Genomic DNA, 16057 nt, shown 5'->3' on the forward strand with positions numbered 1-16057 from the left:
AATACGTCACGTTGGCGCCGATTATAATGTGAAGGTTTAAGTTACTTTGTGATCAAGAATAAATTTTGTATGTGCTACAGTTCAAACGAGTACTTTATCACCAATAATATTCATTTTCGGTTCACGTACAATGCATTACAATTAATTCTATGAATATATCCAGAAAAATTCTTACCCTATTCTTATTGGCTTTATTAGTTACGTCGAAAGCTAACGCTAGCGTTGAGCTTGAAATTGATGAAGACCATGATGACGTTATGCAGGCTGTCCAGCAGGGGCTCATTCAACCCTATTCGGCGCTTCAGGAAGTCGTTAGCAAACAACTTCGAGGCCGAATTATAAAGGTAGAGCTTGAAGAGGATGATGATATCTGGATCTATGAATTAAAACTTATCGACCCGAACAACAACATTGTCAAAGTAGAATATGAAGCCAGAACACTTTCTATTATTGAAATTAAAGGTCGCGCTCTCGAAAATGTCATCAAGGTATCTGAATGAAAATACTTGTCGTTGAAGATGAAGTCACACTTGGCGAACAAATTGTTGCCGGTTTAGAAAGTAATGGTTGGGTAGCGGAATTGTCCCCTGATGGTATTGATGCATTATACCGTGCAACCTCTGAGCCTTGGGACGCTATTATTCTTGATCTTGGTTTACCAAAATTAGATGGGTTAACCGTACTCAAAGGGATTCGAGACGAAAATGTGTCGACGCCTGTGATTATTTTGAGCGCTCGAAATGAGCTCACGCAGCGAGTGGAGGGACTCAATGCTGGCGCTGATGACTATTTAACCAAGCCTTTCCAAATGGTGGAACTTGTTGCTCGTTTACGTGCACAGCTGCGCCGTTCAACGGGTAACGCTTCACCTGTTATTCAAGTGGGTGGCCTCAGTTTAGATACTCGTAGCTCTAAAGTTATGCACAATGGCGAATGTATTGAACTAACTGCGCTTGAGTTTAAAGTCATTTCTTACATGATGCATAACGCGGATAAAGTTATCTCACGAACTGAACTCGTTGAGCATATTTATAAGCAAGATTTTGACCGTGACTCGAACACCATTGAAGTGTTTATCGGCCGTATACGCCGCAAAATTGGCAGTGACGTAATAAAAACAGTTCGTGGGCTTGGATATCGCATAAATGCCGATTAAGCCCACCCTATCAACACAATCTAGCCTTCGCAGCCACCTACTGATTTCGTCATCAGTTTGGCTGCTGTTGATCACTTTTGCTGCAGGTTACATCGTTCCAAGCTTCATCAAAGATTATTTGGTTGAACAAGAAAAGCACCAGCTCTACTTATACCTTGATGAGCTAACGGCGCTGGTTGATGTTGATGCAACAGGTAAACTCAGCCTTCCACAAAAAATATCGAATCCTCGCTTTCAACAACCTTATAGCGGCTTGTACTGGAGCCTAAGCGTTAACAACACGCAAATTCGCTCTCGCTCTCTGTGGGATACAAAAATAACAGGTGATGAAGACAGCGGTTTTCAGGGCCCAAACGAGCAGTCTTTGCTTACCGTAAAGCGTGAGTTCTATTTGCCGGAAGTTGATGAACCGGTTGAATTAACCATTGCAGCAAACCAAGATCAGTTACTAAATACACTTCACCAACTAACAAAAAGCTTTTGGGTCATATTGGCTATTATGTCTGGTGGGATTCTTATGCTTATCACGCTACAGGTTAGTTGGTCGCTATGGCCACTCCTCCGACTGCAGACGAAATTAAAGCAGGTTCGTAACGGTGAAGAAAAAGAACTGTCAGGTAGCTACCCAAAAGAGATCCGTCCGGTTGTTGATGATCTCAATGCACTCCTTTTTCACTATCAAGAGATCCTAGAACGAGCAAGAAACCATGCTGGTAATCTTTCTCATGCTTTAAAAACCCCGATTGCCGTGCTCAATAACGACGTTGAGCAATTACCTGAACCTGCACAATCGAAGTTGCAGCCTACCCTCCAACAATTACAACAACAGATTGAATATCACCTTGGCCGTGCTCGTATGGCGGGTGCTGCGAACATTCTAGCGGCAAAGACAGCCCCTTCTGCACGGGTTGATGCCATATCAATGGCGATGGATAAAGTTTATGCACACCGTGATGTTGTACTGGTGAACGAGCTCGACAGTGAGTTAATTGTTGCTATAGAAAAGCGAGATCTCGATGAAATCATCGGCAACGTAATCGAAAATGGCTATAAGTGGGCAAATAACCTTGTTCGTATTCACCAAATTGATGGGGATAAAAAGACAATTAAGTTGCTGATTGAAGATGATGGCCCAGGCATTGACAGCGCAGCTTATGAATCAGCAATAAAACGTGGCGTTAGGCTAGATGAAACAACACCAGGAACAGGGCTTGGCCTTAACATCGTAAGTGAACTGGCGCATAGCTACAGAGGAGGCCTTAAACTATCGAAAAGTACGCTTGGTGGCCTGTGTGTCGAGCTGACATTACCACTGCCACGCGAGTAAGCTATCGCCTATCGTTCAACGGTAACTATCGAGCAACAGTAACTTGCCCTGCAACGCTACTGATTATTTGATAGTGAACTAAACAGGCCAGAACGTTAAGTTTACAATGCGGATCACCACACCAATGACAAGCAGTGCGATACCTAACCGATAGCTTTTATATTCACCCGTGGTCATTTCGACACGCTTATAAAACATCTTCACGATGCCGCCCCAGTCATGAGTGCGCTTCCCATACTGGGCGATACTGACGGTAACCATTGCTAAACCAACCACCAACAAAGCCATCTGAACAGTAAACATTCCGGTTGCTAACATAAAACGCCCTTACCACTAATATTTAAAGCCTTAATAAACCGTAAAAGCACATGTTGTTCAATTAGACTTAGGTGGAATATCCCCCTATAACCTAAGCATTTATTCATCTTCTAACTAAATACACGCTTTTAGTGCGCCAAAGCACAAACTTTGTATGCTTAATGGGGTGGATTAGTGTAAAATCCGCTCCCCGGAATTTACAATGAAGATATCGAGGCATCATGCAATTACTCGAAGCAAAGWTACATAAAATTGACCGTCACAATTACCGCAGCTACACCAGCCTTCGCGGTGAATATCACTTCGTTGACTTCGATTTTTTCATCGATATCACTCAGGCTGACCCTTATGCGCCAGCATCCCGAGTTCGTGCACGCCGTAAATGGTCTTTAACTGATCTAGAATGGCTTAAAGATCAATCTGCTGACTACCAGCGTGCAGCTCGTGACTTTATTGCACGTCAATTTGCTGAACTCGCTCAGCAGATTAACGACATTCAAATTGACCGTCCGGGCCAAACGGTTATTGACCGTACTGCTGTCGTATTCGACGATGATGCCCTTGAGCTGCGTTTTCGTGTAAACCTGCCAGCAGACGGCAGAACAATTATTGCGAAAAAAACAGCTAATCTACTTACATTCACAATGCCAAAAATCATTCGCCGTGCAACCATCGCCCGCGAATTGCCAATGGATGAGCTTAAACGCCATTGTGAGACAGTTGAAGATCAAGTTGCACTACGTCGCCAACTTGATGAAAAGAACTTAATGGCTTTCGTTGCTGACGGGAGTGTTTTACCTCGTCTAGCCGGTAACAGTGAATTACCACTAGCCGATGCAGTGCCATTTGTAAGCCCAGATAACCTAGCGGTTGAACTTGAAGCACCACATAAAGGTAAAATCCGCGGCATGGGCGTACCGAAAGGCATTACCATGATTGTTGGTGGTGGTTTCCATGGGAAGTCTACGCTGTTAAATGCAATTGAGAACTCTGTCTACGATCATATTCCGGGTGATGGTCGTGAGTACATTGTTGCAGACGAAACTGCCTCGAAAATTCGCGCTGAAGACGGCCGCTGTGTACACAATGTCGACCTTACCCCTTACATCAGCAATCTGCCGATGGGTAAAGATACCAGTATGTTTGCAACCCAAAATGCATCGGGTTCAACATCACAAGCGTCATGGCTACAAGAGTCAATTGAAGCGGGTTCTAATTCGTTACTTATTGATGAAGATACATCAGCATCAAACTTCATGATCCGTGATGAGCGTATGCAAGCATTGATCGCGAAAAACGATGAGCCAATTACGCCGCTTGTTGACCGAATTTCGCTGCTACGTGATCAACTTGGTGTGTCGGTATTACTCGTAATGGGTGGTTCTGGTGACTACCTTGATGTCGCAGATACCGTTATTCAGATGCATAACTATCAAGCTGTTGATGTAACAGCAAAAGCGAAAGAAGTGGTTGAAACTCACCCGACTCGCCGTCAGCTTGAAGGCACAGAAGTGATCACTCGCCCACGTACTCGCCAGCTTAACCGTGCGGCCCTGAAAACGTTACTTGACGAAGGTAAATTCCGTATTCAGGTTAAAGGCAAAACATCAATGCGCTTTGGCCGTGAGCTTGTCAATTTACAAGCACTTGAGCAAGTTGCTGATTCAAGCCAGTTACACGCAATTGGCTGGCTATGGTTCCAGATGGCACAAATCAAAGGCTGGGAAAAATCACCAAGCAAAGCATTTGAAATGATGCTTTCAAATGATGAATGGTTCCGTTCAATGCCTAACTATGGTGACATTGCAAAACCTCGTACCATTGAGGTTATGGCAGTGCTGAACCGCATGCGCTGTGCTGAATTTAAATAAGATTCACTACGCTCAAGCCATATAAAAAAACGATGAGGTGAAAGCCTCATCGTTTTTTTAGCATTAAACTTCAACATCTCTAATTTAGCTAATGAAGCTTCGCTATTGATACAGTTCCATTAGCTCGGGCAACGCTTTCTTCATTGCCTCATAGCCGACATTCATTGCCGCTTCACGCTCTTTTGTCCCACCAAAGTTAATCAAGCTCGGATCAGGCGAGACTGGCGATAATACAATATCAGCACTTTCGATTTCGTCCTTGGTTGCAATACAGCTCTGAACCCAGAATGTGTTTGCCATGGTATCAACAGCAGTATATTTCAGTGGCGGTGGCAAACTACAGAATACATCAACGCCAATAACGATATCAGCACCTAACTGACGGGCTGCGTAAACAGGGACTAATGACAATACACCACCATCAACCAATATATCGCTATTATGATAAATCGGTACAAACACCCCAGGAACACTTGATGAAGTCTGCACCGCTTCACCGATATCACCCGCAGTAAACATAACGGCTTGTTGCTGGGTCAAATTCGTCGCGACAATCCCCGTTGGTATTGGAAGATCGCTGATATCATCATAGCCAGATTGCTTGTTAACCCACTTTGCGAGTGCTTTACCTTTAATTAACCCCTTACGGGACAAGTTGAAATCAACGATTTGATGTTCAGAGAATTCAAACATCTTCCGTTCAACTTCCTCATAATCATGGCTGCTGTATAGCGTCGCAGCAATAGCGCCAACCGATGTACCCGTAACGATATCAGCCTTAATACCCGCTTCTTCAAGTGCTTTCATCACTCCGAGGTGCATCATCCCACGTGAAGCCCCCCCACCAAACGCGATTGCAAGTTTAGGCTTCTCTCCTAAGAATTGCCCCTGCTCTTTCTGTGTCTGGAGATCTTGTTGCGTGTGGAGTCCATGCTGTGATTGAAGCTCTGGCTCTGACACATTAACCACGGTCAGATCATCATATTGATTAACTGTCGAGCAACCAGCGACTCCAAGAAACAATAAGGAAAGAATAACTGGGCGATAATCCTTGCTGTTCAACATTAATTTATTCACCGATAGCTCCTAAGGCTTCCAGATCAATACGATCTTGTTGCTCTGCATATTCAGCAATTAATGGAAATTGAGTATGGTCGATCCTGTCTGACCATATCGCTTCTGGAATGTGTGAAAATGTGGGCGCATAATCAGGCGCAATTTCTAATACCAGTAATGCTATTTTATCAAGATCCAATCCCTCTACCATTGCAGGCAACGACAATACTGTTGGTGAAGATGTCGCGAGCTTAAACATATCTGAGCTCTGATCATCCCCCGCCAGCACTTGCGGTAAAAGGTATGGCGCCTGATGATCCCCTAACCCGTAATGTCGCTTGAGTACCATATACTTATTAGGTATCGCTTCTTGTGATGACCACCATACTCCATCAACCGCCGATAACACGTCTTTAGCCTGTGATTTGTCAACCGCGCCTAACTCGCGTAATGATGCATTCAACCACAGTGTTAAATTCTGATTATATTGGATTTCACTTAGCATTTTACGCTGTTGAATCAATGCTAACGTCAACTTTGCACCGAGCATGTTGGAGTACAAATCTTCAATTGAGTATGCCGATATAGTCTCAGGCCACCGACTAAAGCTGCTATAACCATGCCACTGTGCAATTTCATGCGATTCGGCTTTGAAATAAGCAAGTCTTGCCGCTAAATGCGCTGATAGCTGCCATTTTTGTTCATCGTTTAATGTGCTTGTATCAAAAGCTTTCAGTTCGATATAACGAGGTCCAAGCTCTGCGGGTAATTCAATACGATGAGCATTGCCCAAATTCGCCAAAATTTCAAAAAATAGCGCGATTGTATCATCTGCGGTATCTCGTATATGGGCAAGATCGATAAATCCACCATGCTTCGCATAGAGTAAACCATTATTTTCGCTACCACCGATACTCAGCGCAGAAGCTGATGACGGGGTGTAATAATAAATACCACTTGCAAATTTATGTGGTCCAAGATCATCAATATCGACCACATTGTTTAGACGAAAAAAAGGAATTGGAATAGGCCCTAATTTAACTTTCTGCATATCGCCAAATGCACAGCATGGACGTACGTTCTGAGGTACAGAAAAGTTAGGGTAACTTGCTTCATCAAGATGCCAAGTTTCAGGCGTCAGTGGCTTACCCTTGAGCATACTAGCGACATCTGCCTCATCAGGTATTGCATAAGTAGACCAAGTGCTCGTCGTACAACCGTTAATAAATAACGCTACGGAGACCATAAGGAGTAATCGAACTAAGACATTTTTCATAATAATTAAAACGCTTCGTTGATGGCAAAATAAAAGCCACTTTGGTCATTACCAAAGCCCATATCCAGACGTAAATTAACGCGTTGTTTGATCTCAAATCGGTAACCAATGCCAACAGAAGTCAGCCATTTGTCTTGACCAATTTCATCAAATTCATCGGCCAACGTACCCGCACCAACCCAATACACCATGCCATGACGGCCAGATAAAGGCTGGCGATACTCTATTTGAGATAACAACATGTTTTTATCGCGGTAATGTCCTTGCTCGTAGCCACGTAATGCTTCAGCACCACCAAGCAATGCCATTTGATCCCAGCTTACATCACCAAAATTAGACTCGAATCGGGTTTGCCATGCTAATACACCAGGAATAGCCGAAAGTGAGTAGTATTCGCTATAATTCAAGCCAACACGCTCAAAGTCATTATCTGAGCCAAACGCTGTATTGAAGTTATGATATTCAAGCTGAACTAACCGCCCTTCAGAAGCATTTAAGGCGAAATCACGAGAATCATAAGATACCGTCAGCATCATCCCTGCGTTGTATTGCTTCTCAGGAAAATCCGCAATATCTTGGCCAATCCAACTATTATCAGGCTCTTGCTGCTTTACCTTGGACGCTTCATTTTGTGAAATTTCAAACCCGCCGCCAACATACGTATTAGGTAAAACCCGCACCAGCCCAGTCATGGAAGCTGCGTAAGTACGACGGTCGTAATCAACCCTTGAATTGTTCCTGCCGGCTTGAACCCCAACACCATAGAAAATATCAGGAGAATCAATGATTTCAGCGTTAACAAAAATCCGGTATTTGTCTTGCTTAAGATAATTCGAATTACTAACTGCGATCCCGTAAGCACCGTTGATCGAACCGAAACCATTAATCGTTATTGAACTTGGCTGAGAAACAGTGTCATTCAAGTCAGGTAGATATAAACCAACAGCCGAAACACCAATGCCAAACTCTTTCTCTGGCGTATAAAACGGCCCTGGCATAACACTCCAATCTACCCCTTTATCAGGGTTAAATTGACCATCAGCACCGAGTTCAAGCAGCATATTATTAAGCCACTGTTGATAACGCTGATAAGGTGTTAAATCTTGATCAGCGTACACACTCGTAGAAAAGAGCAAAATCGATATAGGAACAATACGTTTCATCATGAATATCTACTTAGAATCGGCGACTTACAGCAAAGAACAATGTTTCTCGTGGGCCAAAGCCCGCTTCCATCAAGACATCCCAATCGCGGTTAAAGGCGTACTGAAAACCTACGACACCGTTCCATTTTTCATCTGCGCTTTGGCTGACTTCAAATTTACCGTCAGGGGCTAGTTCATCTATAACTCGCTCTAAGGCAGAAGGTAGCCCTAAGCTTTTTAGATCACCAGACAAGTATTGCTGTACATCTTGATACATCGCACCAGTGAAAACTCGAAGTTCACGACCACCACCATATTCCCAGCGGTACCCCACACGTGGTGCAGCAACAAATGTTTTAATGTTGCCATCAATTGCAGAAATGCTGGTATAGGTATAATTCATGTCGAGTAATGCAAACCAGTTACCAACACCACCAGCTAACGTCGTACCAATACCATAGGTACCACCGTCCATATCCAACTCAAACATGGCACTGTCAGGTAATTCGCCACCAACAGAATCAAGCAAACGGCATAGCGCTTTGTTGCCTAAACCAGGTACAGATGCATGATCACAGCTAACCGAGTTGATCCTTGCCTTACTTGTGCCTTGTGTATAGCCAAGAATGCCGTAGACGTTCATGAATGGGAAAACCCAAACATCACCACGAAACGTGATATTTGAGCCTGTAAAATCAGCATGATTGGCATCAACATCAAGAGCTTCCAATACTGGGTGCCCTGTAAGATTGATGCTATTCACCGTAATAGGATTACTCATGTCCATATATGACACAGAGAAACCATAAGGCTTTGGCAGTGTATGACCTAACTTTTCTGCTTCACTTCCCCAAATTGGAAAAAAAGATTCTTGTGCAAAAACCTTTGAAGTAAAGAAAGTGGCAATTAGCAGTAAAACTTTTATTTTCAAAATTATATCTCAATTATCTAGTAAACCCCTTCCATGGTCATCGCGCGGGCATCATTACATTCCAATACTTAACAGATACTTAATTGAACAGCAGTCAATTGCTTTTCATTAAAAAAATCTGCTCGCACCATTTGGGCGGTGAATAATATAGATCAAACTGAGGTTTGACCAGTGGGATTTTCTCTATTGCCAACAATGATGTACTACCATGTACTGGATAATAAGACGCCAAACCCTCGAAAAAGGCGACAATTTGAAAAATATTTATTCGATAAAAGCCAGTAACTCACCACATGACGTCATACCCAAATGCCAATCTTACCTGTCTCACCTACCATCGCGAGACAATAATGAAAAAAGGTGAGTGTGATTAATAGAAAATACAAATCCGTTAGGAGCAATGCTCGTATTATCACGTAACACCTTAGCTACCTAGTCAATAGTGCCTACATTTCAATACCTTTTTAATTAAACGTCAAACTTATTTGCACTTAATTAAACACCAGTCAATTGAAGTTCAGCAAAAGTGTTTAGTCTTAGCATTTAGGTTGTGAATAATTTAGGTCAAACAGGTTTTATTTATGGTTTTACTCGCTTTAACTATCCTTTCGTTAATTGGGGTGGTCGTCTTTTTAATCAAGCTTGGTATCTTAGCTGGGCACAGGGTACACATAAAACAAGGCGAACATTCTAGAGTTAACTGGCCGAGTGTTACTGTCGTGATCCCTGCTCGTAATGAGGAGCACAACCTTAACGTCTCGCTTGGTAGCATACTTGAACAAGACTACCCAATAGATAAACTTGAAGTGATTGTTGTTGATGACTTCTCTGAAGATGGTACCCGTGAAGTCGCTGAATCACTGATGTCTAATAGTCATTTCAACGCGCGTTGTATCAGTGGTCGGCCACTGCCCAAAGGTTGGATCGGCAAGAGTAATGCTTGCATGGCCGGCGCTTTACAAGCAAATGGGGAATATATCTTCTTTATTGATGCCGATACTAACTCAGAGAAAGGAATGTTAAAAAGCGTTATGGATTTCGCTTTAACAAAACAGATTGATCTACTTTCGTTCAATCCTCGCCAGCTCATGGTTTCTGCCGCTGAAAAGAACTTGTTACCGGGCCTATTTTTATCTATCGCCTCTTATATGAAGTTTCATGAATCAAACGATCCAGAAAAAGAAGAAGCGATTGCCAACGGCCAAGCAATGTTGTTTAAAACCAGCGCATACCAAGCTGTAGAAGGACATACTGTGGTTGCCTCTGAGATATCTGAAGATCTCGCATTTGCTAAAGCAATGAAAACACGTGGGTTTAAGATTTTCTGGGCGTTTGCTGATGATCTGATGAGTACACGCATGTATACCAGTGCCGAAGAGATTTGGCACGGTTTCTCGAAAAACATGAACCGAATAGTGGAAACCAATGACTTAACCAGTGTTATCGCATCGGCAGGCAAGTCACTCTTTATCGCATGGTCCACCCCTATTCTATTTCTATTATCATGGTTTGCTTACAATAACGATCCAACGCTATTAGCCCTAATTAGCTTTGGTCTCAACGCTGTCATGTTAATAGTACTGCTTATAACATACGCAGTGCTTGTGGCTCAGTTATTTGTACCTGTGGTCTATGCTGTGTTTGTCCCATTTGGGATCTCTTTACAGGGTTTGTTAATCATTAACTCGTACCGTTTAGCAAAACAGAAGTCCATTTCTTGGAAAGGACGCGTGGTGGAATAATGAAAAAAATTCTATTTAGCCTCATTGCACTGGTTTCTTTTCAAGGCGTATCTACTCAGGTCTTCGCACAAGAAGCCCCGTGGAAAAACGTGCGTGATCGTAATGATATACAAGTATACAACCGCTCTATTGAAGGAAGTGACTTCAAAGAGTTCATGGCGCAAACAACGGTAAACGCCGATCTCAGTACTATCATCGCTGTCTTTGAGGATACCCAAGCGGGTATCGACTGGGTTGAGAACGTCGATGAAATGCATACCGAGAAGGTGATAAGTGATTCAGAGACCATCACCGTAACACTCAGCAAGGCACCGTGGCCTGTTGCCGACCGTGATGCCGTTGTACTTAATAAAACGACTCAAAATCCAGATTCTTTAGCCGTTACCCTTAAACAAAAAGGTATTCCAGACTATTTGCCACTAAAGAAAGGCGTTGTAAGGGTAAAAAGTCTAACCAGCCGTTGGGTGTTCACCCCTGTGAGCGATACAGTTACGCATGTTCACTATCAGGTACTTACTGATCCTGGGGGTAATCTACCCGCGTGGTTAATCAACCTTGTATCAGTTTCTCAGCCATATAACAGCCTGCTGGGACTAAAAGAGATGGTAAAACAAGAGAAATACCACAATCGACACTACCCGCATATTGTTAACTATCTATAAGTTGATATCTGCTTGGTGGCGTCATAATAAGTCCTCAATGTGTAGACATATTTCAGGACGAAACATAATCCAAAAAAAGGCCCATAGCTTTCGCTATGGGCCTTTTATCTATCAATCGTCAACGTGACTTAGGTACGGGACAAGCTGGCAAGTTAGCTTTTAAAATGCAAAATCATTGTCGACAATGGTGGCAAATCAATCACAAGTGAATTATCTAAACCGTGAGAGCTTACCTCTTGGGTTTCGACAACACTTTTCACAGGTGAACCACTACCCCAGTATTTTTCATCGTCACTATTAATCAGTAACTCATATTCACCCGCTTTTGGCACACCAAAGGTGTAGCCATCGCGAGGCACTGGCGTAAAGTTAGATATCACTAATACCTTGTCACCATTTAGTGCAAAGCGCTCATGAGCAAGAATGCTATTTTCAGCATCATCCTGAACACGCCATTCAAAACCAGTCGGATCACAGTCTTGTTCATGCAATGCAGGTACAGACGTATAAAGATGGTTTAAATCTTTAACTAACGCTTGCATGCCGCTGTGACGAGGGTATTGCAACCAATGCCACTCTAGTTGGCCTTCATGTGCCCACTCTGCACTCTGTGCAATTTCAGCCCCCATGAAGTTCAACTTTTTACCCGGTTGTCCGTACATGTAGCCCATATAAGCACGTAGATTGGCTGATTTTTGCCATTCATCACCCGGCATTTTGTCTAGCATGGACCCTTTGCCATACACGACTTCATCATGCGACAGTGATAACACATAGTTTTCACTATAGGCGTAGACCATTGGGAAAGTAATGGTATCGTGATGGTAACGGCGGTGGACAGGCTCTTCTTGAATATACGATAAACTATCGTGCATCCAGCCCATATTCCACTTAAAGCCAAAGCCTAAACCGCCCATATCTGTTGGTTTAGTCACACCAGAGTACGCTGTTGACTCTTCAGCTATGGTCATTGCATTAGGGTATAAACGGTATACTTCCTCGTTCATCCAACGCAATAAACTGACGGCGTCAAAGTTTACATTACCGCCTTCATGGTTCGGGATCCATTGGTCATGCTCTCGGGAATAATCCAAGTAAAGCATCGACGCAACCGCATCAACACGTAAGCCATCAATGTGGTAATGCTCAAACCAGAACAAAGCATTTGAAACTAAGAAACGGCGAACATGATCACGGCCGTAGTCGTAAATGTAGCTCTGCCAATCTTGGTGCCAACCGCGACGTGGGTCTGGGTCATTAAATAATGGTGTACCATCAAAATTGGCGAGACCATGATCATCCGATGGGAAGTGGGCAGGTACCCAATCAAGTACAACGCCAATATTGGCCTGATGACACATATCGACGAAATACTTAAAGTCATCTGGCGAACCATAACGGCTACTTGGTGCAAACAAGCCAATTGGCTGATAACCCCAAGAACCATAAAATGGGTGCTCTGATACTGGCATTAATTCAACATGGGTATAACCCATATCACTTAAATAAGGGATCAGCTCTTCGGCAAGCTCACGATAATTAAGCAGTTCGCCTAGCTCATTGGTTTTCCATGAACCAGCATGTAGCTCATAGAAAGACAATGCCTGCTGGTGTTTTACCGATACAGGACGGTTCTGCCACTGAGTATCTTGCCATTGGTATTGGCTTTGGTCATACACCTTTGATGCAAACGACGGGTACTGCTCTGAATGATAACCCCAAGGATCAGCTTTATGAGGGAGCCCTTTCCCTTGGCTGTCTTTCAGTTCAAACTTATACAGTTCATCCGCTTCAAGTTCAGGAACAAATAGTCCCCATACCCCATCATCTAAGCGCTGCATAGGATGACGACGGCCGTCCCATGCATTAAATTGCCCAATAACACTAACAGCAGACGCGTGCGGTGCAAAAACAAGAAAGCGTACACCTGAAATTGGCTTGCTGCCTCGATTCAAGGTAATAAGCTGAGCACCCATTTCGCTATGCATTTGCGAAGGCGTACTCAATAACTCATTCGATTGAATCAGGTCATGAAATTGGTAAGGGTCATAAATCGTTTGTTCGCCATGCGGCCAACTAACAACAAGTTGATATAAAGCAGTGGTAAAATCGGTGTCACCCTCAAAAATAAAGCCGCTATCTCCTTCACGACTAAGGGTAAAACGCGCACCGTTTTCAGTTATTGCAACGACACTATCAGCGCCAGGAAGATAAACGCGTAGTGCGACTTCCTTAGACTGATACTGAGGGCCTAAAAATGAAAATGGGTCTGAAAATGCAGCTCTTTCGAGCTGCATGTAATCCTTATCACTGCGGGTCACTTTCAATGTGTCCAACGCATTACTCCTGATATTATGATTTTTGTGATGCTTGTTCTCGCGTTTCAGTTAAACGCTGAGTCAAGTCAACAATGTTCTGACGAGTAAATATGTCATCTAAAGTAGTCGACAACTTACGGCGCCAGTTAGGGTACTCATCAACCGTACCTGGAATGTTGACTGGTTTATCCATTTCTAACCAATCTTCAAGTTGAAGGCTTAACAGTGCGCTAGCACTTGCTGCTAAATGCAATTGCATTGCTTCACTCAGGTGACGGTCCATTGGAACATATGCAGCATTATGCCCAACCCCTTCAGGAAGATAACCATGCCAAGCCAAACTATCAAGGATTTTTTGCTTACTTTCGGCACGAGCATCGAACAAACCTTCAAGCTGTTCTTTATTAGGGTAGATACCTAACTCTTCACCCATTTTCAAATCATCACAATGCCAGAAGCCACGTAACGTTGGCATATCATGCGTACACAATGCAGCCATTGATTGATCTGCGTAATGCTTTGGTGAATAGAAACCACCATCTTCAGCAGTTTCGAAGAAAAATACTTTATAAGAATGAATACCTGCTGTTGCGAGTTTTTCAACGATCTCATCTGGCACGGTACCTAAATCTTCACCGATGACTGTACATTGATGGCGATGGCTCTCTAACGCCAAAATCGACATCATATCTTCAACGGGGTAGTACATATACGCCCCATTTTCTGCCGACTCACCCTTTGGTATCCACCATAGGCGAAGTAAGCCTAATACATGGTCGATACGCAGTGCACCACAGCTACGCATATTGGCGCGAAGTAACTGAATGAAAGGTTCATAAGCACGTTCTTTCAATACTTCTGGATTCAGCGGTGGTAAACCCCAGTTTTGACCCAGTGGACCTAAAATATCAGGTGGGGCACCTACGCTTACATCCTGACAAAGTGCACCATGATCTGCCCATGTTTCAGAGCCTGAATCACACACGCCGACAGCAAGGTCACGGTAAAGGCCCATTACCATGCCTTTCTCTTCAGCCAGCTCATTCACTTCAGCCAGCTGGGTATCAGCAATCCACTGAAGGTACATGAATAATTGTACTTTCGAGTAATTTTTCTTAATAAAGATCTGAACCGCAGCGTTATCGAAATGACGGTATTCTTCAGGGAAGACAGGCCAGCCCCAAATAGAATCATCACTTGTTTTTAATTCGGCATGCAGCGCATCGAATGCGGCTTGATGAAGCAGGCTTTCGCCCCCCTCTTCAACAAAGTGAAGGAACTTTTGAGCACGTGCTGTGTTATTGCTTAAATGACGTTCATTAAATGTATTGAACAGTAATGGCAGTACTGCCATTTTCAAACAAGACACTTCACTGTAATTCACCCAATTGGTATCACGAGCTTCACTTAAGCGTTGTTGAAACTCAGGGCTACCAACAAGCTGTTGAGCTTCATCACATTGAGCAAACTCACTCACCGAGCTTACATCAATGTACATCAGGTTTAGCCAGCGACGCGATGACGGGCTATATGGGCTCGCCCCTTCAGGATTTGCTGGGAATAAAGAGTGAATTGGGTTTAAACCCACAAAATCACCACCGCGAGCAGCCACATCGGCAACCAATTGTTTCAGGTCACCAAAATCACCAATGCCCCAGTTGTGATTCGTGCGGATTGAATAAAGTTGAACGCTTGTGCCCCACACTTTCTTATCATTAAGCAATGCTTCCTGCTTATAACAAGACACCGGAGTGACAATTAATGTCATTTCAAATGGCGTTTTACGGCGTTTACGGAAAACTTCTAGTTTGTGGTACCCCAACTCAAGGTCATCTGGCAAAGCAAATAATAAAGTTCCACCTTCAACACGGGTGTCTGAAACAAGTTGAGATTGAAGCCAGCCTTCTAGTACTTCCCCTTGCTCGGTTTCTAAACGCCAGCTAAAGTCACTAATACGTGCACTTTGACCAAGATGCATTTCAATATGCATAGCTTCGCCGCTACGAATAACTTTAACTGGTGCCAAGACATCTGGACGCTGCTTTTTATTCGCTGACTCTAGCAGAGCTTCGTCATTTTTTGTGTCGTAACCTAGCGCTTTTAATAAGCGACGAATTGTATCGCTATCAACGTTAGCATCATCGCCCCAAGCACTTACATAGCTATCGGCAATACCTGCCATGTCAGCAACTTGTTTTAATACTTGATCATCTTTCATCGTTCTCTCCGATAGCAGCCATTTGGCTGCTACGATG

13 protein-coding genes are annotated in these 16057 nt (G+C 43.5%); 6 read left to right on the forward strand and 7 right to left on the reverse strand.

What is annotated here, in order from left to right:
• The first annotated feature begins 149 nt into the window (after positions 1-149).
• Genes L4D09_RS14530 through L4D09_RS14540 form a run of 3 tightly spaced genes read left to right on the forward strand, consistent with a single transcriptional unit; the run spans position 150 to position 2483 of the window.
• Entirely contained in the window at positions 150-500 is a 351-nt protein-coding gene (locus L4D09_RS14530; RefSeq protein ID WP_428458237.1) for a PepSY domain-containing protein, read from the forward strand.
• Positions 497-1156, forward strand: a complete 660-nt coding sequence (locus tag L4D09_RS14535) for a response regulator transcription factor (RefSeq protein ID WP_428458238.1) — start codon at positions 497-499, stop codon at positions 1154-1156. The genes L4D09_RS14530 and L4D09_RS14535 overlap by 4 nt, the downstream gene beginning before the upstream one ends.
• A complete protein-coding gene (locus L4D09_RS14540) occupies positions 1146-2483 on the forward strand; it encodes an ATP-binding protein (protein ID WP_428458239.1) in 1338 nt (445 codons plus the stop codon). The genes L4D09_RS14535 and L4D09_RS14540 overlap by 11 nt, the downstream gene beginning before the upstream one ends.
• 78 nt (positions 2484-2561) lie before the next feature.
• Here L4D09_RS14540 and L4D09_RS14545 read toward each other — a convergent pair whose 3' ends face one another.
• A complete protein-coding gene (locus L4D09_RS14545) occupies positions 2562-2801 on the reverse strand; it encodes a hypothetical protein (protein WP_428458240.1) in 240 nt (79 codons plus the stop codon).
• 221 nt (positions 2802-3022) lie between these two features.
• On the opposite strand from L4D09_RS14545, the gene L4D09_RS14550 reads away from it, so the two are divergent.
• A complete protein-coding gene (locus tag L4D09_RS14550; protein ID WP_428458241.1) occupies positions 3023-4672 on the forward strand; it encodes a P-loop domain-containing protein in 1650 nt (549 codons plus the stop codon).
• A gap of 102 nt (positions 4673-4774) precedes the next feature.
• Here the strand turns inward: L4D09_RS14550 and L4D09_RS14555 are convergent, their stop codons facing one another.
• The 4 genes from L4D09_RS14555 to L4D09_RS14570 are packed head-to-tail and all read right to left on the reverse strand — an operon-like array spanning position 4775 to position 9080.
• Positions 4775-5749, reverse strand: coding sequence for a patatin-like phospholipase family protein (locus tag L4D09_RS14555; protein WP_428458242.1), 975 nt, complete (start codon positions 5747-5749; stop codon positions 4775-4777).
• Positions 5742-7004: a DUF4056 domain-containing protein gene (locus tag L4D09_RS14560; RefSeq protein WP_428458243.1), complete on the reverse strand. Its 1263-nt coding sequence runs from the start codon at positions 7002-7004 to the stop codon at positions 5742-5744. Before L4D09_RS14560 ends, L4D09_RS14555 begins: the two co-directional genes overlap by 8 nt.
• A 5-nt stretch (positions 7005-7009) precedes the next feature.
• Positions 7010-8170 (reverse strand): BamA/TamA family outer membrane protein, encoded by a 1161-nt coding sequence (locus L4D09_RS14565; protein ID WP_428458244.1) that lies wholly within the window; start codon positions 8168-8170, stop codon positions 7010-7012.
• A 10-nt stretch (positions 8171-8180) separates the two neighbouring features.
• Positions 8181-9080: a hypothetical protein gene (locus L4D09_RS14570; RefSeq protein ID WP_428458245.1), complete on the reverse strand. Its 900-nt coding sequence runs from the start codon at positions 9078-9080 to the stop codon at positions 8181-8183.
• A 581-nt stretch (positions 9081-9661) separates the two neighbouring features.
• On the opposite strand from L4D09_RS14570, the gene L4D09_RS14575 reads away from it, so the two are divergent.
• Together L4D09_RS14575 and L4D09_RS14580 are read left to right on the forward strand one after the other, a co-directional pair.
• The gene (locus L4D09_RS14575; RefSeq protein WP_428458246.1) at positions 9662-10822 is read left to right on the forward strand and encodes a glycosyltransferase; all 1161 of its coding nucleotides are present in this window, start codon (positions 9662-9664) and stop codon (positions 10820-10822) included.
• Positions 10822-11484, forward strand: a complete 663-nt coding sequence (locus tag L4D09_RS14580) for an START domain-containing protein (protein ID WP_428458247.1) — start codon at positions 10822-10824, stop codon at positions 11482-11484. The genes L4D09_RS14575 and L4D09_RS14580 overlap by 1 nt, the downstream gene beginning before the upstream one ends.
• 152 nt (positions 11485-11636) lie before the next feature.
• On the opposite strand, the gene glgB is transcribed toward L4D09_RS14580, so the two are convergent.
• A complete protein-coding gene (gene glgB / locus L4D09_RS14585; protein ID WP_428458248.1) occupies positions 11637-13820 on the reverse strand; it encodes a 1,4-alpha-glucan branching protein GlgB in 2184 nt (727 codons plus the stop codon).
• Between the two features lie 16 nt (positions 13821-13836).
• Positions 13837-16020, reverse strand: a complete 2184-nt coding sequence (gene malQ / locus L4D09_RS14590) for a 4-alpha-glucanotransferase (RefSeq protein WP_428458249.1) — start codon at positions 16018-16020, stop codon at positions 13837-13839.
• Between the last annotated feature and the right edge of the window lie 37 nt (positions 16021-16057).

The organism is Photobacterium makurazakiensis, assembly GCF_050336715.1.
GTDB classification, from domain to species: Bacteria; Pseudomonadota; Gammaproteobacteria; order Enterobacterales; family Vibrionaceae; genus Photobacterium; species Photobacterium makurazakiensis.